Source organism: Paenibacillus sp. PSB04, assembly GCF_025809195.1.
GTDB classification, from domain to species: domain Bacteria; phylum Bacillota; class Bacilli; order Paenibacillales; family Paenibacillaceae; genus Paenibacillus_AQ; species Paenibacillus_AQ favisporus.
In genome coordinates this window covers 3,970,508-3,993,350 of record NZ_CP081301.1, presented here as the reverse complement: position 1 = coordinate 3,993,350, position 22,843 = coordinate 3,970,508, and the positions used below count along the sequence as shown (strand labels likewise).

The 22,843-nt window shown below is 53.9% G+C and carries 28 protein-coding genes; 1 reads left to right on the top strand and 27 read right to left on the bottom strand.

Going from position 1 to position 22,843, the window contains the following annotated elements; all coding sequences use genetic code 11:
- Window positions 1-52: 52 nt before the first annotated feature.
- The 13 genes from aroH to mtrB form a co-directional block, all read right to left on the bottom strand.
- On the bottom strand, window positions 53-427 hold the full coding sequence (gene aroH / locus K2F33_RS18535) for a chorismate mutase (protein ID WP_145131987.1): 375 nt from the start codon (window positions 425-427) through the stop codon (window positions 53-55).
- Window positions 420-1,526 (bottom strand): 3-dehydroquinate synthase, encoded by a 1,107-nt coding sequence (gene aroB, locus K2F33_RS18530; protein WP_263882389.1) that lies wholly within the window; start codon window positions 1,524-1,526, stop codon window positions 420-422. The genes aroH and aroB overlap by 8 nt, the downstream gene beginning before the upstream one ends.
- Before the next feature lie 2 nt (window positions 1,527-1,528).
- Entirely contained in the window at window positions 1,529-2,698 is a 1,170-nt protein-coding gene (gene aroC, locus K2F33_RS18525) for a chorismate synthase (RefSeq protein ID WP_116229695.1), read from the bottom strand.
- Window positions 2,699-3,046: 348 nt separating this feature from the next.
- Window positions 3,047-3,211 carry a hypothetical protein gene (locus K2F33_RS18520; protein WP_163879324.1) on the bottom strand — a complete coding sequence of 55 codons (165 nt, stop codon included), beginning with the start codon at window positions 3,209-3,211 and terminating at the stop codon, window positions 3,047-3,049.
- A gap of 81 nt (window positions 3,212-3,292) precedes the next feature.
- Entirely contained in the window at window positions 3,293-4,132 is an 840-nt protein-coding gene (locus tag K2F33_RS18515) for a CheR family methyltransferase (protein ID WP_276614188.1), read from the bottom strand.
- Window positions 4,123-4,566: a nucleoside-diphosphate kinase gene (gene ndk / locus K2F33_RS18510; protein WP_076170097.1), complete on the bottom strand. Its 444-nt coding sequence runs from the start codon at window positions 4,564-4,566 to the stop codon at window positions 4,123-4,125. Before ndk ends, K2F33_RS18515 begins: the two co-directional genes overlap by 10 nt.
- 89 nt (window positions 4,567-4,655) lie before the next feature.
- The gene (locus K2F33_RS18505; protein ID WP_089548051.1) at window positions 4,656-5,630 is read right to left on the bottom strand and encodes a polyprenyl synthetase family protein; all 975 of its coding nucleotides are present in this window, start codon (window positions 5,628-5,630) and stop codon (window positions 4,656-4,658) included.
- 180 nt (window positions 5,631-5,810) lie between these two features.
- The gene (locus K2F33_RS18500; RefSeq protein ID WP_163879326.1) at window positions 5,811-6,464 is read right to left on the bottom strand and encodes a UbiX family flavin prenyltransferase; all 654 of its coding nucleotides are present in this window, start codon (window positions 6,462-6,464) and stop codon (window positions 5,811-5,813) included.
- The gene (locus K2F33_RS18495; RefSeq protein ID WP_163879328.1) at window positions 6,461-7,333 is read right to left on the bottom strand and encodes a UbiA-like polyprenyltransferase; all 873 of its coding nucleotides are present in this window, start codon (window positions 7,331-7,333) and stop codon (window positions 6,461-6,463) included. Before K2F33_RS18495 ends, K2F33_RS18500 begins: the two co-directional genes overlap by 4 nt.
- A complete protein-coding gene (locus K2F33_RS18490; protein ID WP_076170190.1) occupies window positions 7,326-8,060 on the bottom strand; it encodes a demethylmenaquinone methyltransferase in 735 nt (244 codons plus the stop codon). Before K2F33_RS18490 ends, K2F33_RS18495 begins: the two co-directional genes overlap by 8 nt.
- Before the next feature lie 8 nt (window positions 8,061-8,068).
- Window positions 8,069-8,950 (bottom strand): heptaprenyl diphosphate synthase component 1, encoded by an 882-nt coding sequence (locus tag K2F33_RS18485; protein WP_163879330.1) that lies wholly within the window; start codon window positions 8,948-8,950, stop codon window positions 8,069-8,071.
- 124 nt (window positions 8,951-9,074) lie between these two features.
- Window positions 9,075-9,626, bottom strand: coding sequence for a hypothetical protein (locus tag K2F33_RS18480; RefSeq protein WP_263878219.1), 552 nt, complete (start codon window positions 9,624-9,626; stop codon window positions 9,075-9,077).
- A gap of 185 nt (window positions 9,627-9,811) precedes the next feature.
- Entirely contained in the window at window positions 9,812-10,045 is a 234-nt protein-coding gene (gene mtrB / locus K2F33_RS18475; RefSeq protein ID WP_076170091.1) for a trp RNA-binding attenuation protein MtrB, read from the bottom strand.
- Between the two features lie 104 nt (window positions 10,046-10,149).
- Between mtrB and K2F33_RS18470 the strand changes: the two genes are divergently transcribed.
- Window positions 10,150-10,326 (top strand): hypothetical protein, encoded by a 177-nt coding sequence (locus tag K2F33_RS18470; protein WP_163879334.1) that lies wholly within the window; start codon window positions 10,150-10,152, stop codon window positions 10,324-10,326.
- A 45-nt stretch (window positions 10,327-10,371) separates the two neighbouring features.
- Here the strand turns inward: K2F33_RS18470 and K2F33_RS18465 are convergent, their stop codons facing one another.
- The 14 genes from K2F33_RS18465 to der form a co-directional block, all read right to left on the bottom strand.
- Window positions 10,372-10,644, bottom strand: coding sequence for an HU family DNA-binding protein (locus tag K2F33_RS18465; protein ID WP_076170090.1), 273 nt, complete (start codon window positions 10,642-10,644; stop codon window positions 10,372-10,374).
- Between the two features lie 170 nt (window positions 10,645-10,814).
- Window positions 10,815-11,801 carry an ABC transporter permease gene (locus K2F33_RS18460; RefSeq protein ID WP_105444680.1) on the bottom strand — a complete coding sequence of 329 codons (987 nt, stop codon included), beginning with the start codon at window positions 11,799-11,801 and terminating at the stop codon, window positions 10,815-10,817.
- Window positions 11,791-13,287, bottom strand: a complete 1,497-nt coding sequence (locus K2F33_RS18455) for a sugar ABC transporter ATP-binding protein (RefSeq protein ID WP_263882388.1) — start codon at window positions 13,285-13,287, stop codon at window positions 11,791-11,793. Before K2F33_RS18455 ends, K2F33_RS18460 begins: the two co-directional genes overlap by 11 nt.
- A 282-nt stretch (window positions 13,288-13,569) precedes the next feature.
- Window positions 13,570-14,646 carry a sugar ABC transporter substrate-binding protein gene (locus tag K2F33_RS18450; RefSeq protein WP_263878218.1) on the bottom strand — a complete coding sequence of 359 codons (1,077 nt, stop codon included), beginning with the start codon at window positions 14,644-14,646 and terminating at the stop codon, window positions 13,570-13,572.
- 285 nt (window positions 14,647-14,931) lie between these two features.
- The gene (gene spoIVA, locus K2F33_RS18445; RefSeq protein WP_076170087.1) at window positions 14,932-16,410 is read right to left on the bottom strand and encodes a stage IV sporulation protein A; all 1,479 of its coding nucleotides are present in this window, start codon (window positions 16,408-16,410) and stop codon (window positions 14,932-14,934) included.
- A gap of 471 nt (window positions 16,411-16,881) precedes the next feature.
- The gene (locus K2F33_RS18440) at window positions 16,882-17,643 is read right to left on the bottom strand and encodes a DUF3939 domain-containing protein (RefSeq protein ID WP_244867185.1); all 762 of its coding nucleotides are present in this window, start codon (window positions 17,641-17,643) and stop codon (window positions 16,882-16,884) included.
- A gap of 78 nt (window positions 17,644-17,721) precedes the next feature.
- The gene (locus K2F33_RS18435; protein ID WP_163879338.1) at window positions 17,722-18,081 is read right to left on the bottom strand and encodes a 2Fe-2S iron-sulfur cluster-binding protein; all 360 of its coding nucleotides are present in this window, start codon (window positions 18,079-18,081) and stop codon (window positions 17,722-17,724) included.
- A complete protein-coding gene (locus K2F33_RS18430; protein ID WP_263878217.1) occupies window positions 18,078-18,719 on the bottom strand; it encodes a hypothetical protein in 642 nt (213 codons plus the stop codon). The genes K2F33_RS18435 and K2F33_RS18430 overlap by 4 nt, the downstream gene beginning before the upstream one ends.
- 27 nt (window positions 18,720-18,746) lie before the next feature.
- A complete protein-coding gene (locus tag K2F33_RS18425; protein WP_089548059.1) occupies window positions 18,747-19,049 on the bottom strand; it encodes a 2Fe-2S iron-sulfur cluster-binding protein in 303 nt (100 codons plus the stop codon).
- A gap of 23 nt (window positions 19,050-19,072) precedes the next feature.
- Window positions 19,073-19,252, bottom strand: coding sequence for a DUF2768 family protein (locus tag K2F33_RS18420; RefSeq protein WP_076170084.1), 180 nt, complete (start codon window positions 19,250-19,252; stop codon window positions 19,073-19,075).
- Between the two features lie 224 nt (window positions 19,253-19,476).
- Window positions 19,477-19,752, bottom strand: a complete 276-nt coding sequence (locus K2F33_RS18415; RefSeq protein WP_076170083.1) for a stage VI sporulation protein F — start codon at window positions 19,750-19,752, stop codon at window positions 19,477-19,479.
- Between the two features lie 70 nt (window positions 19,753-19,822).
- On the bottom strand, window positions 19,823-20,863 hold the full coding sequence (locus tag K2F33_RS18410; protein ID WP_263878216.1) for an NAD(P)H-dependent glycerol-3-phosphate dehydrogenase: 1,041 nt from the start codon (window positions 20,861-20,863) through the stop codon (window positions 19,823-19,825).
- The gene (gene plsY, locus K2F33_RS18405; RefSeq protein ID WP_076170081.1) at window positions 20,853-21,476 is read right to left on the bottom strand and encodes a glycerol-3-phosphate 1-O-acyltransferase PlsY; all 624 of its coding nucleotides are present in this window, start codon (window positions 21,474-21,476) and stop codon (window positions 20,853-20,855) included. Before plsY ends, K2F33_RS18410 begins: the two co-directional genes overlap by 11 nt.
- An 11-nt stretch (window positions 21,477-21,487) precedes the next feature.
- Entirely contained in the window at window positions 21,488-22,810 is a 1,323-nt protein-coding gene (gene der, locus K2F33_RS18400; RefSeq protein WP_089548060.1) for a ribosome biogenesis GTPase Der, read from the bottom strand.
- Between the last annotated feature and the right edge of the window lie 33 nt (window positions 22,811-22,843).

The window sequence follows — 22,843 nt, the reverse complement described above, 5'->3', positions numbered from 1 at the left end:
CTACCTACACTATACAGGAACATTCCCTGTTATGGCAACCATGTTTTTCAAATCAGGCTTTGGGTGCGGCCAAATCCGGGCGCAGCTTCTTCGCTTCATTCAGGTAGACGTGGTTGATCTCTGCCTGGCCCTTCTCGGTATTGACCGTCACCATAAGACGGATGCAGCGCGGCAGGCTTCCCTTGACAGGCACCTCCATCGAACACATCAGCGGTACAAGCTCCCAGCCTTCCAGCTGGCGGATCGCTTTGGCCGGAAACGTTGCATCCAGATCTTGGGTCAGCGTAATCCAGATGCTGCAAATGTCTTCCGGATTGATCTCGTTGCGGTCGGCAATTTCCTTCATCAAACGAAGGGTTTCATCCAGAATTTCCTGTTCGTCGTTGCGGGTTACTGTTGTTGCTCCCCGTATTCCCCGGTTATACATGCTCAGGCTCCTTTCTTCTCAGCTCTTCGATCACTTCGCGGACCAGAGCCTCCGGAATGTCTTTCACAATGCTGACCTCCCCGATCCGATCCGGGACGATAAACACCATGGTGCCTTCCGTAAATTTCTTGTCATGCTTCATCGCCTCGATCAGCTCATCCGTGGACAAGTGCTCCGGCAGTACGACCGGAAGTTTCAGTGCCTTCAGCATGGACACCGTTTCCGGATAGATGGAGGCATCGCGTCCTAGTTTGACAGCCAGCATTGCTGAGCCCGCCATCCCGATGGAAATCGCCTCACCGTGCAAAAATTCCCCATAGCCCCCAACCGCTTCAATCGCATGGCCAATCGTATGGCCCAGATTCAAAATGGCGCGCAGGCCGCCCTCGCGTTCATCGGCCGATACGACATCGGCCTTGATGGAGCAGCCGCGTTCCAATCCGTACGCCAGCGCCTCCCGGTCCAGGGACAGCAGCTCAGACGCGTGGTCGCGGCACCAGCCGGCAAACTCCGCATCCCGGATCAGACCGTGCTTGACCATCTCGGCAAGACCGGCGGATACTTCGCGTGCCGGGAGCGTCTGCAGCGTATCCATGTCGTATAGCACCAGCTCGGGTTGATGGAAGGCGCCGATCATGTTTTTGGCGAGCCGGTGGTTGACGGCTACCTTCCCGCCGACACTGCTGTCATGCGCCAGAATCGTGGTCGGAATCTGCACGAACTTGACGCCGCGCATATATGTAGCAGCCACGAAGCCGGCAAGGTCTCCGACTACGCCTCCGCCGAGTGCCAGAACAGCCGAGCTGCGATCCAGACCGCCCTGGATGGCCGTTGTCATCACTTCTTCATACACCGTGAGGGACTTGGACGTTTCCCCCGATTTGACGATCGAGACGACCGCTGTATATCCCCTGCTTTCCAGACTTTGTTTGAGGGTGTCCAGATGGCGGGCCGCAACCTGCTCATCCGTGACGATCAGATGCGTGCTTTTCTTGGTCAGCCCATGCTTCTCCAGATAACTTCCCGTTTCGGGAAGAAGGCCCGGGCCAATATAGATCGGATACGAACGGTCGCCAAGCTCCACTTGTACGGTTCTCATCATTAGTACCTCTCCACTTGGGCAAGGTAATTTTCATAGTTGGCTTTGATTTCGTCCATGGAATCGCCGCCGAACTTCTCCAGGAACGCCTTGGCGATTTCCCATGCGACCACATGCTCCATCACCACGCTCGCCGCCGGAACGGCGCAGGCGTCCGAACGCTCTACCTGAGCGGTGTACGGCTCTTTCGTGTCAATATCCACGGTCTGCAGCGGTTTGTACAGCGTCGGGATCGGCTTCATCACGCCCCGGACGACAACTGGCATGCCGTTGGTCATGCCGCCCTCAAAGCCGCCCAGGCGGTTGCTGGCCCGGGTATATCCCTTGCCTTCCACGTACAGGATCTCGTCGTGAACCTGGGATCCGCGCAGCACGCCGGCCTCAAACCCGATGCCGATCTCGACGCCTTTGAACGCGTTGATCGACATGACCGCCTGAGCGATCCGTCCGTCCAGCTTGCGGTCGTACTGCACATAACTTCCGAGACCGACCGGTACGCCCTCAACGACGCACTCCACGATCCCCCCGATGGAATCGCCTTCTTTCTTGATTTCATCGATGTAGGCTTCCATCTTCGCTTCCGTCTCAGGATCCACCACCCGAACCGAAGAAGCCTCGGTGCGTTCGATCAGTTCGTCGACGCTCAGGTTGTTGGCCGGCGCTTCAATCTCGCCGATCCGGATCACCTGACCGGCAATTTTGATGCCGAAAGCTTCGAGAAACTGGCGGGCGATCGCCCCGCAGGCAACGCGTGCCGCCGTCTCGCGCGCACTGGAGCGCTCCAGCACGTTCCGCAGGTCTTTATGGTTGTATTTCAGGCCGCCGTTCAGGTCGGCATGTCCCGGGCGGGGACGGTGAACGCGGCGTTTCTCTTCATCCGACCCTTCGATCGGCTCCACGTTCATGATGCTGCTCCAGCTCGCCCAGTCCTTGTTCTCGACCACGAGGGCAACGGGCGCTCCCGTCGTATAACCGTGCCGGACACCGCCTACAATATTCGCCGTATCCTTCTCGATTTGCATGCGGCGCCCGCGTCCATGCCCCTTCTGTCTGCGTGCAAGCTGAAAATTGATGGCTTCAAAGTCCAGTTTCAACTGGCTCGGTAATCCTTCGATAATGGCCGTGAGTTGAGGTCCGTGCGTCTCTCCCGCCGTTAAGTAGCGTATACTCATGGTGCTTTCCCCCTTTAAACTGTTAAACATTAACTGGCTAAAATCCGCAGATATCTTTTGCCATTATAGTATAGGTGCCACGCTTTGACAAGAAACCCCTACAGCTATATACAATGTGCTAAAAGCTAGGGAAAACACTTCGGCTGTATTGAAGATGGATCAAGGAGTAGCTTGGTTCATATTAGCCCGTTATATTGAAATCCCACGATCAAGGCCAGCTGTTCGTTCGTTAACAACTTCAGTCCTTTGCATGGGGGCACCCGAAAGAATAGCCCCGTTACCAAACACAAAAAAGCACCCCCTTTCCTAGTGAAAGAGCGGTGCTTATTAGCGCCAGCTTCCGCCTGCCTACCGGCTGACCGGCTGACTGCTTCGCTGTGTATTCTTCTGACCTTCCAGGGAATCCTGTACCAGGCGGCTCAGCTGGACGCTCTCAATGCCCAGAATCTGTCCGCATTCCTGAATGGTAATAAACCCGCGCTGATACGCGGTAATTACCTTTCGTTTGTCCATGATGTGCAAACCTCCGCTTTGTCTGATGCCGTAATATAATCGTAGTATCGCAAAGAGAAGGTTTGAATATACCTTGACACCTTAAGCGTCGGCCTTTTTCCGGTAAAAAAAGGTTTCGGTCGGCTCGAGGCCGTACTGGCCGGGCGTAAAAATTTGCTCGGTGCTCCCCACAAAAAGATATCCCCCGGGACGCAGGGCAGCGGCAAATTTATGGTAAAGCTTGGTTTTGGCTTCTTCAGTAAAATAAATCATTACATTCCGGCAGACGATCAGATCATGATTCTGCTCAAACGTGTCGGTCAGCAGATTCTGCTTACGGAATTGGACGTTTGCCTTGAGCCCTTCGCTGAACTTGTACATCGGACCTTCCTGGGAAAAATACCGGGCCGCGACTTCCTTCGGCACGTCCTTCAGCGAACGCTCGAGGTACAAGCCCTGTTTCGCTTTGGCCAGCGCGCCCTCATCGATATCGGTGGCGACCAGCGTACTCGTCTGCAGCAGCCCTTTGCCGTCCAAAATCATGGCCAGCGTATAGGGCTCCTCGCCCGTGGAACATGCGGCGCTCCACACCTTAAGCCTGGATCGCGCACCTGCGGTCAGCTCCGGAAGGATCACATCGCGCAGCACTTCCCAGCGGTTCGGGTTGCGCCAAAATTCTGAGACGTTGATCGTCATCCGGTCCAGAAACTCATGAAACAAGCGCTTATCCTTTTGCAGCGCCTCGAAAAATTCCGCAAAACTGCTGTATCCGTTCTTTACCCTGAGCGTCGTCAGCCGCCGCTTCATTTGGGCTTCCTTATAGTCCGAAAGGTCGATTCCCGTGCTTCGCTTAATATTCTGGATAAACCCTATGTAATCCGGGTCGGGCGTCCCTGGCTCTTCCGACGCGCCGCTATTATATAAAACAGGCTTTACATCCACGGCGTAATGCTGCGGTCGTAATCCACCAGTTCATGCGCTTCGAAGAAATTGGCGATTTCGCGTGCGCTGCTCTCCGGTGAATCCGAGCCGTGAATCAGATTATGGGGCGTATGGGAAGCGTAGTCCCCGCGGATGGTGCCCGGCAGAGCCTCCGTGACTTCTGTTTTGCCCATCAGAATGCGGGACAATTGAATAATGTTATCCCCTTCCCATACCATGGCGAACACAGGGCCGGACGTGATGAACTTTACCAGATTGTCATAAAAGTCCTTGCCCTCATGCTCCGCGTAATGACGCTTGGCCTGCTCGTCCGACACCTGCACCAGCTTGCCGGCCACCATTTTGAAACCTTTGTCTTCCAATCTGCCGATAATTTTACCGATTAAACCACGCTGCACTCCATCAGGCTTGATCATTAAAAAAGTTCGCTGCATAAACTCACTCTCCATTTCCTCAAGTCATTGCGAATGTTGTACATAGTTATGATTTGTATTGTAAACAGAAAGTCGGATCAGCGGAAGTATCAATACGAACGTTTGGTCACAAAATGGGCGATATCGCGCAAATTTTTCTTCGTCCGCTGGTTCGGAAGCCGGTCGAGCGCCTCCAGCGCCTTGTTGATATAACGGGTAGCCAGCTCCTCCGCCCGGGCGATTCCCGTGCTGGATTTGATGAGCGAAACCGCTGCGGAAACGTCGCATTCCCCGTTCTGTTCCCGGATGACGGCGATCTCCTTCAGCAGAGGTTCCCGAACCGCTTCGTCCTCCAGGGCATACAGCACAGGCAGCGTAATGTTGCCCTGCCGGATATCGCTTCCAGGCGGTTTGCCGATTTGTTTCTCCGTTCCGCACAGATCCAGGAGATCGTCCTGAATCTGGAATGCCATCCCTACGTTGTAGCCGTAGCGGTAGAGCAGGTTGCCTACCTTCGGCTCCGCGTCAGCCGCTACGGCTCCCAGCTGGCAGCTGATCGCGATCAGAAGGGCGGTTTTGCGCCGGATACGGAGAAGGTAACGACGGATGCTCTGTTCCGTATTGAAGAAGTCCCGGATTTGCTCCATTTCCCCGATGGACATCTCGACCATCGCTTTGGAGAGGATTTGATGAATCTTCGGGTTCTCCAGCTTGGTGGCCAGCAGCAGCGCCCGGGCGTATATATAGTCCCCCGTATACATCGCGATTTTATTATCCCACTTGGACTTGACGGTCAATTGACCGCGGCGCGTCTCGGCGTCGTCAATGACGTCGTCGTGCACCAAGGAAGCCATGTGGATCAGCTCCAGGGGAACGGCCACATGCTTCAGCTTGTCCAGGTCATAGCTGCCGAACTTGCCGCCCATCAGCACAAACACCGGGCGCAGCCGCTTGCCGCCTGCCTTCAGCAGGTGCATGGACGTCTCGTTCAGCAGCTCGTGATCGCCCTCAATGCTGCGAAAGAGCTCTTGTTCGATTTGATTCATATCTTTTTTCAGTAAGCCGAATATGTCTAATCTCTTCATTCCTTCACCCGTATCAGCGTAATGTTACTCCGCATTTCCCTGTCCGTTCATGTTCAAATCATCGGCTTGAGCATGGCCCGCATAGCAGAAACAAAGAGCACTGGCGTTCTTCCATTCATTTTCATCTTATTTAAATCATAGCATACAATTCGTGCTGCACGAATGGGTTTGGAGGACTGTCTATTCTTTGGTACCGGACTCTGCAGCTTTGGCCTGTCCGGCCAGCCCGCCGTCCCAACGCCTGAACAGCTCATGCTCGATCCGCATCATGTCAAGCACCTTTCCCACCTGGAAATCGATCAAATCTTCGATCGTCCGGGGATGAAAGTAAAAAGCCGGCATCGCCGGAATCATCTTCACTCCGAGCCTGGCGAGCTTCAGCATATTTTCCAGGTGAATGGCATGTAGCGGCGTCTCACGGGGCACCAAAATCAGCGGCCTGCCTTCTTTCAGCATGACGTCTGCAGCGCGGGTCATCAAATTGTCGGACGATCCGTTAGCTACAGCGGACAGTGTCCCCATCGAGCACGGCGCAATCACCATGCCCTCCACCTTATAGGAGCCGCTGGCAATCGTTGCTCCGATATCCGCCACCGGATGGTAATAGACGCTGCCCGGATGGCCGCCGAATTTTTCGCTTAGCACAAGCTCCCTTTGAGCTGTTTTCCAGCCGAGCTCCTCGCCAAGCACCCGCCAGCCTGCATTTGAGACGACGATGTGTACGTCATAGCCCTGCTTTAGCAGAACCTCCGTTAACCGAACCCCATACACCGAACCGCTGGCGCCGGTAATCCCGACGACCCAGCTTCTTCTCTTGTTCTCCGTCTGCGTCACAAGTACTGCACCACCAAATCAATCAGGGTGAATACGAATACGAGAATGCTGAGGACGCTGTTCATCGTAAAGAAGGCGACCTGCAGCTTGCTCATGTCATTCGGGGACAAAATAAAATGCTCGTAGAAGAGAATAATATAGGCGATCAGCATTCCGGCAAAATACCACCAGCTCAGCTCGGTCGTAAAGAACAGGATAACGAATCCGATTGCGGTAATGAAATGAAAATACCGTGCGATGAGCAGCGACTTGCGGACGCCAAAGCGCGCCGGAATGGAGTACAAGCCTTCCTTCCGGTCAAAATCGATATCCTGGATCGCATAAATGATATCAAAGCCGGCGGTCCAGAAAGCGACCGAGAAGTATAGCACGATGGACGGCCAGTCGATTTCGTTGGTCACAGCCACCCAGCCGCCGAGCGGGGCCAGCGCGATCGTTAAGCCGAGCACGATATGGCACAGCCAGGTAAACCGTTTCGTGTAGGAATAAATGACGAGAAAAAACACGGCGATCGGAAGCAGTTTGAGCGCCAGCGGAGACAGCTCATAGGCCGCCCACAGCAGAAGCAGGAAGCAAACGACCGTAAACAGGATCACTTCCGCGCTCTTCAGCAGCCCTGCCGGAATGGCCCGGTTCGCCGTCCGCGGATTTTTCTTGTCGATCACCTGATCGATCATCCGGTTCAGGCCGAAGGCCGCGCTCCTGGCCCCGAACATAGCTAACAGGACCCAGCCGATCTGGGCCCATGATGGAAGGTGACCGTTTACGACGACCGATCCGAGGATCGCGCCCATAAACGCAAAAGGTAACGCAAATAATGTGTGCTCAATTTTGATCATTTCTAGAAAAATGCCGATTTTCTTAAACATGCCGATTCTCCTTGATCCCAATATGTAATGCTGCGACGCCGCCAGTTAGGGGATAGGCTTCGACATTCTGAAGACCGATGCTGCGGAAAATGCTTGCCAGTTCCTCTCTTCCCGGGAAAAGAGCCAACGATTCCGGCAGCCATTTGTACTGCTCATATCTTTTGGCCAATACCTTTCCGAGTCCAGGCAGTATATACTTGAAATAAGAATAATAAATTCCTTTGAAAGGCTGCCACGTCGGCTTGGACACCTCCAGGCATACAACCATGCCCCCAGGCTTGACGACCCTCTGCATTTCTTTCAGCACCTGCACCAGGTCAGGCACGTTCCGCAGACCAAAGCCGATGGTGGCGTAGTCAAAACGGTTATCCTCAAACGGCAAATTCATGGCATCCCCCTGAACCAGCGTAATCTGATCCTCGAGGTGTCTCGCCTTGATTTTGTCCATGCCGACCTTCAGCATGTTTGGGCTGAAATCGAGGCCGACCATCTGCCCCGTGCCGCTGGCTTCCGCCATGCTCAACGTCCAGTCGCAAGTCCCGCAGCACAGATCAACCGCCGTATCTCCGGGTTTCATCGCCATTTTCTTCATCGTGAACTTCCGCCAAGCCTTGTGCCTGCGAAAGCTTATAATATCGTTCATCACATCGTACTTCGGTGCAATGCTCTCAAAAACGGATTGGACATGTGAGTATTTGTTTTCCGTCTTCGTGTCCCGTTCACTCATGCTGGTATTCATCCTCTCGCCAATCCCTCCCCTACTGCGGATCCCGGTGTGTTAAGCTGACGAAGGAACGGGTCAAGCACCTGTCCGATCTCCCGGAACATTCCGTCTCCCTTAACCATTTTCAGGATGGACTGCACGCTGTTCACCGCCTGCTGCAGCTTATCCGCCAAATGTTCTCCGGCCTTATACTTAAGCAGCATCTTCTTCCAGTCTTTCGGCTCAACCCGGTTTTCCTTCAAGGCGAGCTTGTCTTCATCCGAAGCCACATCCAGGATGTGCCAGAACGAATAGCTGTACAAGAATGGCTCCGAGCCTGAGCTCAACTGCATTTCACGGACGACCGTTTCGCATTCGCTGAAGCCGCGGAGAAGCGATTTCCATAGTTCCTTTAACGAGTCATCCAGAAAAGGGGTAAAAGAAAGAAACAGCTGCATATTCAGCTGTACCCGTTGCCGTAAGTATTCCTCCGCTGACAGGAGAAGGCTTTTCATTTTGCCGTACAGATTCATTTTCAAAATATTCACATCGCAAATGGCCGCGCTCAGCATAGATACGGCCTCGATTTGCCCCTTCTGGGACAGAAGCTGATAGAACCGGCTGCTGAAATAGTCTCCCGCGAGCACTTTAAGCTGACGGGAACGCATTTCTCCCTCGTTCTGTTTGCCCTGGATGGTGTCGATCGTTTCATGCGTGTCAATACCCATCTGAACGAGCGACGTGACAAGCGCCAGCAGCTCTGTATGCACGGAAGGCTTGCGGCTTCCCTGGTTCAGAAAAATATATAGAAGATGAACACGGGCATCCGGATAGGGCGGCAGCTCCGTATGGGTTTGGATCATGTCGTAATCGACATATTTCTTTGCTAGTTGGGGTATGCGGTACGGTTTCATCGTCAGCCTCCGAGCCTATAACTTTCTCACTTCTATGTCGTCTGTTGCGAGCAAGAACTTTTGTTCACAATCTTTTTTATTATAGCACAACTTGTCAGACCACGCACAGTATGCTTACTTCTTTTTACCCGTTTTCCTGCGGATCGAACCGGTCTCTCCACAGTTTCGTTTCGGTGAGGTGGAATCGGGCTTTGATGTCGTCCGCAAGCGGGCCTTCTCCCGCTTCACCAAGCGCCTGTTTCAGCTCCGGACTCCACTCCGTCCGCCGGACATCGGCAGCAAGCAGCAGATGCCGTGTGCCGAGCCATTTATCTTCTGCGACGAGCCGAAGGAGAATCTGGTCGACATTGGAAGTGCCGTCAAAGCTAAATGTGAGGATCTCGGCGATATTCGAATAGATTTCAGACACGGACACCTCCGGTGTGGCCACCTTCAGGTCAACCGTCAGCACGTGGGATTCCCACTCCACCTTGCGGATCGGCAGCGTCAGGGGAAGGCTGTCCAGCGCATCCACGATATTCGCATTGTCGAGCGTCCAGCCCGATTGGGGATGAAACGCGGCCAAAGCCCGGCTTTCCCGGGCAAATGTGTGCTCCGCATGATACAGCGCAGGCAGGATGAGGACCGAGCCCAGCGTAACGGCAAGCACCAGGCCAGGAATGAAAAATCGTTTCAAGTACAGCCCTCCCATCGTCATAGTATCCCTTAGTTTCGTCCGGACACGTGCTGTCCATACCTCATTCTACAACGAAAAAAAGCAGGCTATGCCTGCGTTTGTACAGATTGCGCTTAAGGTAATTTGCCATCCCCTGACCAGCAGCTAATTTGCATTCAAGAGCTGTTTTTTTGAGCTCCCTGCTATTAGCTGTCGCTTTCGAGACTTCCGTGTTTCGTCCACACTTCGGCTTTGCCGCGGATTTTAATGGCGGAGGTATGGTCCGTAAACTGGGCGATCAGCACTTCGCCTTTGTCCAGCTTCTCCGTGTGATGAAACCGGGTATCCTGGCCTCGGGTCAGTCCAATGACCTGCACCCCTTGATCCTTCGCCTTGATCACGATAAAATCGCTGTTCCCCGTATTCCCTTTATTTTCCATGAGTGTATCCTCCTTTTTTCAGCGAGCCTTACACACAGCGTATAATTATTTTAAAATCCTCTGGCTATACTACCCAATGTAATAAAGTCCAAGGAGTTGAGAACATGCAATATGAACCGGCGCCCCTGCGGGAAGGGCAAGTTTCCAAGCTTCGCGAATATGAGCAGCAGCTGAGCCAGCTGACGGGTTCTCCCGTCATCCTGATCGCCTATTCGGAAAAGGATGTCAACGGCAATCCTCTTGAAGGAGATGTCAGCCCTACAGAAAAGAAAAGGCCGTGAACGAGCGTCACGGTCCTCTTCTTGCGTATGGAATATGTAGAAATCTTATTTAATTCCGTCTTTGAGCGCTTTACCAGGCTTGAAAGCCGGAATTTTGCTCGAAGGGATTTCGATTTCTTCACCGGTTTGCGGGTTGCGGCCTTTACGTGCGGAACGCTCGCGCACTTCAAAGTTACCAAATCCAACGAGTTGGACTTTGTCCCCGTTTTGCAGAGCCTGTGCGATGGATTCGAATACAGCGTCAACCGCTTTCGTCGCATCCTTCTTGGACAGTTCTGTCGTTTCAGCTACTTGGGAAATCAGTTCGGACTTGTTCACTATCATTTCACCTCCCAAAATAATAAATCGATGTTATCAATCTTTCCGTTTTGCCGTAAAATATACGTTCATCTGTGAGATTTACAGATAGAATCGCCATATAGACCGTATTCAGCCGCAGGCGCGGAACAAACTTATAGTAATACAGCAACCGCAGAATTTCAAGAGTTTTACGTTCGCGAGCGGTTTAAAACGTAAAAAGTGACGGCAAGAGCGAGGACAAGAACGATCCCTTTGACGATATCATGTGTAAAATACTGCAAATTCATCATGGTCAATCCGTTAACCAGTACCCCGATCAATACCGACCCGATAAACGTGCCGATCACGTTGGGCTTGCCGGCGCCGAAGACCGAAAAACCGACGAACACGGCCGCCACGGATTCCATCAAGAGCGGCGATCCCGCGTCGATTTGACCGGATCCGACCCGGGAGGCGTAAATAATCCCTCCGATCGCGGCGAACACGCCGGAAGCGACGTACGCCAGCGTACGCACCCTTTTCACCTTGATCCCTGACAGGCGCGCTGCTTCCTCATTACCGCCCGTGACGTACATTTGACGGCCGTATTTGGTCCGCGTCAGGAAAATATGCACAAGCGCCACAGCGATAATGAGGAGGACGGCCGAAATCGGAATGCCGAACCATTTGCCCTGTCCAAGCTGCAGAAAGGCGGCGCTCATCTCGCCGGGGGCTTTGGTGCCGTCCGGGAATTCCATATGGTTGTAAATCGTATAACCCGCAGCATACGTTTTGTGAATCCCGCCAACGATGTACATCACAGCAAGGGTCGCCAGAAGATCCGGAATCCGCAGCTTGACGATCAGGAATGCGTTAACGAGCCCGATGACGGCACCCAGGATGAGCGGCACGATGATGACGACCCACAGCGGCTGCTCATACCATATCATCAGCGACGCTGCGCCTACGGTGGTCAGCGACACGGTTGAGCCTACTGACAGGTCAAAGCCGTCCACGACCAGCGACAAGGTCACCCCAATCGCCACAAAGGTCACGATCGTGATCGAGCCCAGAATGTCGGTCAGGTTCCCGTACGTGAAGAAATAAGGCAGTCTGAACGAAAAAAATGCAATAACCCCGATGATAACGACAACCGCCCCGTACCGGAACGCCAAGTTTAACAGTTTATCCTTCATGGTCTTCCTCCAAGCCTCCGCTCGCATAATATAGGAGCTGGGCTTGCGTCGCTTCTCCCCGAGCAAATACTTTGCTGATGGTTCCGCCGCTCATGACGGCGATCCGGTCGCCGATTCCCAGTCCTTCTGCCAATTCGCAGGTAAAATACAAAATGCCCTTGCCGGCATCCGCCAAATCTCCGATGATGCGGAATATATCGCTTTTCGCGCCGATATCGACCCCTTTGGTCGGTTCGTCAAAAATAAAAACTTCCGCCCCGCTGTCCAGCCATTTGCCGATCGCCAGCTTCTGCTGGTTGCCGCCGCTCAGGAACTTGACCAGTTGGCTGCCGGAGGCGGCCTTGACCCCAAGGGCGCCGACCATTTTGGCGGATAAAGCCTTCTCCTTCTTCCGCGAGATGAACCCCAGCCTGCTGACTTGGTTCAGCACCGGTATGGACAGGTTTAAATCCACCGATTCGTGGATAAAGATCCCCTCTTTCCGGCGCTCCTCCGGGATGGAGACGATTCCCGCAGATACCGCGTCCGCCGGCTGCTTAAGCGACAGCTTCTTTCCTTTCAGATGGATGCTGCCTTCGTCCGGCTGATCCGCACCGCTCAGGATCCGGGCCAGTTCGGTTTTGCCGGCGCCTACCAGGCCGACTACAGCTACAATTTCACCGCGGCGGACCTCAAGATCCGCGCCCCGCACCTTGTGTCCGCGCTTGACGCCTTCGGCCTGAAGGAGCACGTCCCCGATCACGGTATCCTTTTTCGGAAACTCTTCTTCAAACGTTTTGCCGAGCATGTGCCCGATTATGCCTTCCCCGGTGATTTCCTGTGTCCGGCCGGTGTAAACCTTCCTTCCGTCACGCATCACGGTAACCATATCACTGTGCTCCAGCACTTCCGGCAGGCGGTGTGTAATAAAAATGCACGCCACACCGGCGTCCTTCAGCGAGTGCATCATCCGGAAAAAAGCCTCGCATTCGCTGTCGCTCAGCGGAGCGGTCGGCTCGTCGAAAATAATCACCTTGGCGTCCTGTGACAAAATGCGGGCCAGCAGGACAATCTGTTTTTGCGCAAGCGACAGCTCGTACACCTTTTTATGAATGTCTATACTGTCATCCAGCCTGGATAAAATCGCCTTGACCTGTTTGTCCATAGACCGGTAATTGACCCACATGCTACCTTGGCCCGAAGACAAGGCGTCCAGCATGACGTTCTCGGCGACGCTCAGCTGCGGGACGAGGGCCGAATCGACCTCCTGATACACGCAGTGAATGCCGTGCTGCTTGGCCGTGGCCGGAGAGGTGATGTGCAGCTCCGTGCCGTTTGCCGCAATGCGTCCGCTGTCCGGCTGATAAGCGCCCGACAGAATCTTCATCAACGTGCTCTTACCGGCTCCGTTGGCACCGAGCAGCGCATGAATCTGGCCTCCTCGAACCGTAAAATCCACCGCATGCAGCGCAGGAACGCCGCCAAATTGTTTGCCGATTCCGCTCATTTCCAGCTGAAATGATGATGTCACACGGCATTCCTCCTTCAATAATGAGCCCCACAAAGTGATGATCTGCTGCGATGTTGTTCAAGTACTTTGCGGGGAGCCCCAAAATAATAACCCCACAAAGTGGAGTGAAGCTTCGAATATTATTCAGGTACTTTGCGGGGAGCCCCGAAATAATTAACCCCACAAAGTGGAGTGCAGCTTAGCCCCTATTCCTGAAAAAGGGCAGCGCCTCAGCACCACCCCAAGACTTGCATTTGCATGGTTTGACCGGATCTTTTGTTACTTGCTGTACTCGTTCATCCAGTCCTCAAGCCCTTGCTTGCTGGCACCCCAGCCGTCTACGTATTGGGACAGCTCGGTGGTGGAAATTTGCTCCTTAGGAAGCGCGTCGCGGGAAACGTACACCGGATTCAGAACGACCTTGTCCTCGGTTTGATCCCCATGCAGCTTCTGGTAGCCATAACGGACCTGGATGCGTCCGATATCCTTTGGATCGACAGCGGCGGAAGCGACCCACGGGTTGCTAGGATCCTGAATCATTTGCAGGTCCTCGTCACTCATATCGATACCGTACACCTTGATTTCATCGCGTCCGGCCTGCTGGATGGCGCGCGCCGCCCCTTTGGCGAACTCGTCCCAAGCAGCCCATACGGCCGAAATCTGCCCCTTCGGATACTGCTTCAGAATCGCTTCCATCTGGGTCTGCGTGTCCAGTGCCGGGTTATTCGCGGTGCCGAACGTGGCGATTTCCTTGATATCCGGATTCTCTTTCATAAATTTCGCGTAAGAGATTTGGCGCCGTTCCATCGGTGCGAATCCGGCCACCCATACTTTGACGATGTTGCCCTTGCCCCCGATGTCCTCCTTCATCTGCTGCAGCGTCAGGTCGGCCATCTTCTGGTCGTCCTGAGAGAGCACGGTCGCGCCGGGAACGTTCACGTCAGCGTCGAAGACAACGACAGGGATCTTCTGCTCCACCGCCTTGCGCAGGCCAGGTTCGAGGAGCGAATCACCGTGGTCGGTCAGAATCAAGTCAAAATGCTGCGTGATGGCCGAATCCAGCAGAGACGCCATTTTTGCTTTATCGTTGGCGGCCACGAACTTCGTCAGCTTTCCGCCAAATTTCTCCACTTCTTCGGTTACCCCTTGAACGTATTGCTGGGAAAACGTACCTGTGTTAAACTCCATGATAAGCGCAACTCGTTTGCCCGCCAGAGGCTTGTCCGCATTTGCACCGGATGCACTCCCCGAGTCCGATGCCGGCGGCGCGTTATGACCGCAGGCGCTCATCACCATCGACAGCACCAGCAGGATGGATGCCAACACGAAACCCCTTTTTTTACCTCTTAAACGCATTTCTCTCTTCCCCCTTAAAAGCTTCACTATGTTAAAATGTTATACACTAATATAAAGCCTATATCCAAGTATGTAAATAGGTTTTTAAGAGTTTGTATAAATACTTCCTTTTTTTCATAAAAAACCTGGAATAACGGTCCCTTAACTCGGCTCCGAGCAGCCATTTGCTTATTTTTATGTATAAAACAGGAATTACTATCAAGAGGTATCCATTTCTGCATTCAAGCACAAAAAAACCGCAAGCAAGCGGGCGCCTGCCTACGGTTTTTACTTCACGCTGATGGGTTACAATATAATCGCGATCAATCCGCCAGAGCCTTCATTGATAATGCGTCCGAGCGTCTCCTGCAGTTTATATCTCGCATTATCCGGCATCATGGCGATCTTGCCTTGAATGCCTTCCCGTACGATAGAGTGCAGCGATCTGCCGAAAATGTCTGAATCCCAGATCTTGATCGGATCGTTTTCGAAGTCCTGGATGAGGTAGCGCACGAGTTCCTCGGACTGTTTCTCCGTACCGATGATCGGCGAGAATTCCGACTCGACGTCGACGCGGATCATATGGATCGAAGGTGCTGTCGCCTTCAAGCGAACCCCGAAACGGGATCCTTGGCGGATCAGCTCCGGCTCATCGAGCGACATTTCGGCCAGCGACGGAGCGGCGATGCCGTAACCGGTCGTCTTGACCATCTCCAGCGCCTCGGCGAACCGGTCGTACTCCCGCTTGGCATGCGAGAATTCCTGCATCAGCTGCAGCAGGTGGTCCTTGCCGCGGATTTCCACGCCGACCACTTCCATCAGGATTTGATCGTACAGTTCATCCGGAGCGAACAGGTCGATCTCGGCTACCCCTTGGCCCATATTCATGCCGCTGAGCGCCGCGCGGTTGATGAAGTCGTAGTCCATGAACTGGGTAACCACCCGGTCCACGTCGCGCAAACGGCGGATATCCTTGACCGTATCGCGTACGGAATTTTCATAGTTGCTGCGCAGCCAGTGCTTCTCGTTCAGCACCATAACCCAGCTAGGCAGGTTGACGTTGACTTCGTGTACCGGGAATTCGTACAGCACTTCGCGCAGGACGCCGGTGACGTCATCCTCCGTCATTGTGGCCGCACTGAGCGCCATGACCGGAATGTCGTATTTCTCGGCGAGCTCATTGCGCAGCTGCAGCGTTTCTTCGCTCCGCGGCTTCGTGGAGTTGATGACCAGCACAAACGGCTTGCCGACTTCCTTCAGCTCGGCGACGACGCGTTCTTCGGCTTCCACATAGGAGTGGCGCGGAATCTCGGCAATCGTGCCGTCCGTGGTCACCACAACGCCCAGCGTGGAGTGCTCCTGAATCACTTTCCGCGTCCCGATTTCGGCAGCCTCCTGGAACGGGATCGGCTCCTCGAACCATGGCGTCGATATCATGCGCGGACCGTTTTCATCCTCATAGCCTTTGGCGCCTTCCACCGCGTAGCCTACGCAGTCCACGAGGCGGACGTTCACTTCCAGACCTTCGGTGACCTTCAGCTGCACCGCATTGTTCGGTACAAACTTCGGCTCGGTGGTCATAATCGTCTTCCCGGCAGCGCTCTGCGGGAGCTCATCGACCGCTCTGGCGCGGTCTGCTTCGCTTGCAATGTTCGGCAGTACGATTGTTTCCATAAACCGTTTAATAAATGTTGACTTTCCTGTGCGGACGGCGCCGACGACACCCAGGTAAATGTCCCCGCCAGTTCGTTCGGCAATGTCTTTAAAAATGTCCACTTTTTCCAAAAGAGATCCCCTCCTCATTTACTCCGAAGGAAAAATGCTTTAAGAGCATCCGCTTCGTGTTCCATCTGGAGCCTCGAGCCATTGCAACGGATTTGAGCCTTACAATGTCGTCAGTAGTCCGCCGCCGGTAGTCAGGTAGGATGGGAAACGGCAAAGCGGCGTTACTCCGTAGGCATTTGGACTAGTATCATAGTATGTACCTATTAAAAACAATATGACGGGTATTCGGAATAAAATTCATATAATCCCTGCGTCGTTCGCATGCCCCTCGTCATCCCTCTCAGATATATGCCGGGGCAGAAATAAATATGTATATGAAGCATGCAGCACAACATAACAACCTGCGCACAGCCGCTCATCCGCTTGTTGATGTTGTTTTGCTAGCGGGAATCCCGAAAAACATCGCAATACGCATAAAAAAAGACCTGCTGTATTCAGCAGGCCTTTCTCTTCCAATCTGTATGTTCAGCTTCACGCCCCTGGCACCGATTTGGCGACTGGCGCATCCCCTGACCACTCGTACGGCAGCGACTTCACCGGTACATAATCGGAAGACTTGATCAGGTAATCTCGTAAATCCTCGTCTTTGGAAGGCTTCACGCCTTCCTTGTCAATCAGCTGCATAATATCAAACGCATAATCCGCGTACACCACGCCCTTGGCATCCATAATAAAGCTCATGTCCTGACCCGAATATACGCTCTTCAGCTCAACATTGTTTGTGCCGGCCAGATCCGGGTCAACGGTATGGATCCCGGGATATATTTCTTCCCCGGCCGGCAGCTGCCCATCATGCTTGGACTTATACAAATCGACCGCCCGCTGCACGTCGTTGACCTTTTGCACCGTGACGAGATCCATGACCTTAACGGTCGGGTCGGTCTCCTCGTTCTGTACTAGAAAGTATGCGCTTCCGCCTTTCTCAAAGGCCGTCGTCGGGATATCGTCCAAGTAGCCCCGCTTTTGGAGCTGGTCCAGGTCGATACGGAACTTCTCAAAGCGCGGCGTCGTCTCATCCGCATTGATGATCGGCAGGATCCCCTGATCCTTTTGAAAATCGTCCAGCGCGGACTGGATGCGCTTCACGCTTTCACGGTAGGATACCCTCGTCTCACCGCTCTTCTGATCCGGATACATGCAGGCTGTGGCGGTCATGATCAACAGCAGCACCATGACAGCCGTTGCCGCCTTCCGGGCTCCCTTCATCATCTTGTTGGTCAAAGCCGATGTCATCAACAAATATCACCCTTTGCATATAGTAAAGCCGATTGATACATCAAGCAGCCTGTAACGTGTTTGTCCTGCCCGCCGCTACCACAGGTCGTCCTCCCTGTCACGGTTCCTTGCTGCTTCCAGCTGCTTGCGGACCGCCGCCTTCAGTTTGTCTTCCGGGACTGTCACCGTCACTGCCCCGCGCACTCTGGCTTGACAAGACAGCCTGGTACCGCTGCGGATCAGGGAGCCGAGCTTGCGCTTCTCCGCCTCGGCGGGAGGGGTGAGCTGTGCGGCGCTGCCGGCGTCAACCTGAACTTTGCACATCAAACAGCCCATTTTGCCCCCGCATCGCGTGGGTATGTATACACCTGCATCCCTGGCCGCATGGAGCAGCGATATGCCTTCGCGGACGAGAACGCTTTTGCCTGACGGCTGGAACGTAACTTTATGGTTCATTGGCGTTCCCGCCCAGCATAGCCTGAATCCCGCCCGTTTACCGCAAATCGTACTAACGACTCGGTATGGAGCAGTTGGGAAATGATTTGGATGTGCTCGGATTGGAACGCATTATCCGTGAGCAGATCCTCAAGAAGCGGTAAATGGGCCTGCAAATCTGCCCGCATGGCAGCGGCAATCGCCGTGTACCGGTCCTCCCGGTTCCGAAGCACATTAAACAGCAGCTCATGGCTGAGCGGCATCAGCGGAATCCGTATTGAGTGTAGTTTCGCATGAACGCCCGCAGGGGCCAGCCTCCGGTTAATTTCAACCTTATAATGCGAACCCTCCGCCTGAACTTCGAACCCTCCCACCAGTTCCAGCGTGTACCGGCTCCACTTATAATGGCTTAACACGGACCGGTATTGATCCGTAACGCTCAGGACCGGCTGATCCACCGCCCGCCCTGCGAGGGCATGATGAAGCTCCGATACGGAGGCCGAATCGGCGTAGATGTCGATATCGCGTGGCGGTTTATCCAAATACACGTCCTGCAGCAAAAGCCCGCAGCTTCCGCCAATTAACCAGCAGGATGAGGTTTGCGACAGCGCATGAGAGGCGTCATGCAGCGCTTGCTGTAATTCGGCTGGGATCTGCACGGCACACACTCCAATCTTCCGGTCCATTTAAAAATACGTTTTGTTTCTGGCTACGATTTTTCCCGCCGTCTTGACCACGGCTTGGCACCCTAGACGATAGCCCTCGTCAAACTCTTCCGGGTCGAGGCGAAGATGTTCCGCTTTCGTCGGTTCCTCCAGGTGCTCCGCCCCCTCGGAAATCAGACAGCGGCAGCGGGCACAGGTACCGCGGGTGCAGAGGTGCTGCCAGTCCACTTTGTTGTCCTTCGCATGCTGAAGGATGCTTTTGCCCGGTTCAGGCACGACGGTTTTCTCGATTGTTCTTCCAATTAGCTGTAATGCTGCTTCCATGTTCGTTATCCACCGTTCCTTTGCTACATTAATGCTGCCATGCCGCCCAAAAATCCGACCACCATAATGACAAATGCGACCAAAGAGAGGGCTCCCCGAAGAACCCCCTTTGTTTTGGTTCGGGCGAAGGTAATGAGAAAGACGGATAGCCCCATAATCAAGATGGCGATCAGGGATACCCACATTTTTGTCATTGGATCCATACGCTAAAACTCTCCAATCTGTTCCATCATTAACCGTATTATAACACGAAACTTGTCCAATTTCGCAAAATGCCCCCACAAAGTAAAGCTCGGTCAGCAGTCCCCGTACTTCTTCCTCTCATCGGAACAGCAGAGACGATTTGACACATATAAAAAAAGAGCGAAAAGCCCTGCAGCCTCCGGCTCCAAAGACTTCATGCTCTTTTTTCGTCTGACCTATATGATTATTTCTTCATCATCATTTTCATCAACGCTTCCATGTTCTCAGGATTCATCCCGCTTTTCTTCACGGCGCTGATGATATCCTTGATGGTTTCCTCGCTGACGGGAACGTTGGCCATCGCGGATACTTGTTTAATCAGCTGACGGAGCTGGGCCTCGTTTTGCATGGTCGACGGCTTAACCGTGCTGGCCAGTTTTTTGACGGCACTTTCAGAGATGTTTTTGCCCGTTTTCTTATTGATCGCCTTCAGCGCATCCCTAGAAATGTTTTTGCTCAATGTCTTCTCCCCTCCTCCGGCATTCCTCAACCCTAATATATGAGGAAGTGCGGAAAAAGGTGAATAAGCATTAACGGTGCCACTGCTCCCACGTTTCCAGCTTCATCGTCTCCATTTCGGTCTTCGGGTCCCGGCCCATGAGCGCCTCGACGGCAATGCGCGGATTCCGGTTCAAAAAGAGCACGTGGTACAGCTGATCGGCTATCGGCATCTGTACGCCGTATTTTTTCGAGATGTCATGCGCCGCTTGGGTCGTCCGGACACCTTCCACCACCATGCCCATCGAATCCAGCACCTCATCGAGGTTTTTGCCTTGACCGAGCATGAAGCCTGCCCGCCAGTTCCGGCTGTGCCTGCTCGTTGCCGTGGCCACCAGGTCACCGACGCCCGCAAGGCCGGAGAACGTGAGCGGGTTCGCTCCCATTTCCACGCCGATCCGGGTGATTTCAGCCAAACCGCGCGTCAGCAGCGCCGCTTTTGCGTTGTCCCCGAAGCCAAGTCCATCCGACATGCCCGCGCCGAGGGCAATGATGTTCTTCAGCGCTCCCGCGAGTTCCACCCCGACCATATCCCGGTTGGTGTATACGCGGAAGTCCGAATTCATAAACAAGTCCTGCGCGGCGACCGCCTCGCTCTCAGTCAGTGATGCGACCACAACCGTGGTCGGGCACCGCTTGACGACCTCCTCTGCATGGCTTGGACCGGACATGACTACGATTCTTCCCTCTTCGCAGCCCAGCTCTTCAGCGATGACCGTAGACATCCGCTTCAACGTTTCGGTCTCAAAACCTTTCGTCGCATGGATCACGAGCATATCCTTCTGCCAATGAGCGCTTAAGTCCCGCGCCACCTGCCGCATCGCTTTGGATGGGGCAACGATAACTACGGCCTTCGCCCCCGACACCGCTTCCCCCATGTCGCTTGTCGCTTTCAGATTGACCGGCAGCTGAGCGTCCGGCAGATAGCGGTTGTTGGTATGCTGCTCATTGATTTCCTTGACCTGATCCGGATTTCGGCTCCACAGCACCACCTCCGGATGGTTTGCAGCCAGCACGCTGGCCAAAGCCGTTCCCCAGCTGCCCGCGACCAATACAGCCACTTTATTTGACAATCCCTTTACCCCCTTTGGGCCCTCCGGATCCGATTTTGTTTTCCCGGCCCTGAAGAATTTTCACAATATTGCTCCGATGTCTCCAGAAGGCAAATAAACAAATAATGAGACTGGTCCAAAAAATCGGCCAGGCATAACCCAAAATGAGCAAAAACACAGGCGTAAGCGCCACGAACACCAGCGATCCCAGCGACACGTACCGTGTAACCACGATCAGCAGAATGGCGATAATGCCGGCATACAGTGCTGGCAGAAAGCTCAGTGTCGCCATGACGCCAATGGTCGTCGCGATGCCTTTGCCCCCGCGGAAGTGAAAATACACCGGCCAGTTATGCCCGACGATCGCACCGATGCCGCATAATGCGGGAACCCATGCCTCGCCTCCGCCCATCCACACGCCGATCCAGACCGCCGCGATTCCTTTGAGGACGTCCAGCGCCAGGACCAGAACGGCCGGTCCCTTCCCCAGTATGCGCAGCGTATTCGTCGCTCCCGCATTACCGCTGCCGTGCTGGCGGATGTCGATCCCTTTCAGAAGCTTGGCAAGGACGACGCTGAAGCTGATGGAACCGAGCAAGTAACTCAGTATAATGGCGATGATCTGTAGAACCAAGCTATTCTCCCCTAACTTTCATCCGATTTGCGCCGAGTAAAGATGCGTATAGGCGTTCCTTCAAAATCAAAAGCAGACCGGATCTTGTTCTCCAAATAACGCTCGTAAGAGAAGTGCATCAGTTCCGGATCGTTCACGAAGATGACCATCGTCGGCGGCTTGACCGCAACCTGCGTCGCATAGTTGATACGCAGACGGCGCCCCTTGTCCGTCGGAGGCGGATTAATCGCCACGGCGTCGGATACGACGTCATTCAAGAGATGCGTCTGCACCCGCAGCGAATGCTGCTCGGCGACATGCTGAACGACCGGCAGAAGCTTGTGGAGCCGCTGCTTCGTTTTGGCGGACAGAAACAGAATCGGCGCATAGGTCATAAACAGAAAGTGATCGCGGATCTTTTTCTCAAACTGGTGCATCGTCTTGTCATCCTTCTCGACGGCGTCCCATTTATTGACGACAAAAAGAGAAGCTTTGCCGGCCTCGTAAGCGTAACCAGCAATATGCTTATCCTGGTCGATGATCCCTTCTTCGCCGTTAATGACGACAAGCACCACATCCGCTCTTTCGATGGCGCGCATCGCCCGCATAACGCTGTACTTCTCGGTCGTTTCGTATACTTTTCCGCGTTTGCGCATACCGGCGGTATCGATCAGCACGTAACGCTGCCCGTCCCGCTCAAACGGAGTGTCAATGGCATCCCGGGTCGTGCCCGCAATATCGCTGACAATGACGCGTTCTTCGCCAAGGATCGCATTCACGAGCGACGATTTGCCGACATTCGGCCGTCCGATCAATGCAACCCGAATCACGTCCTCATCGTACTCGTCATCCGTCAGGTCTGGCAAAATATCTACAATAGCGTCCAGAAGATCGCCGATCCCGGTTCCGTGACTGCCGGATATCGCAATCGGGTCCCCAAAACCGAGGCTGTAAAACTCGTAAATGTCGTCATTGCGCTGCAAATTGTCCACTTTGTTTACGGCCAGCACGATCGGTTTTCCGGACCGGAAAAGCATCTGGGCTACTTCTTCATCAGATTGGGTTACGCCGCTCTTGGCATCGCACATAAAGACGATGACGTCGGCTTCTTCGATAGCAAGCTCAGCCTGCATACGGATCGATTTCAATATGACATCGTCACCGTCAATTTCAATACCTCCCGTGTCAATGACACTGAAAGGTTTGCCGTTCCATTCGGCAACGCTGTAAATCCGGTCACGCGTCACGCCCGGCTTATCTTCTACAATGGCCAGCCTGTCCCCGACCAAACGGTTAAAAATGGTGGATTTCCCCACATTAGGCCTGCCCACGATTGCCACTACGGGTCTTGCCATAGTCACTCCTCCTGTCAATTCTTACGATAATCA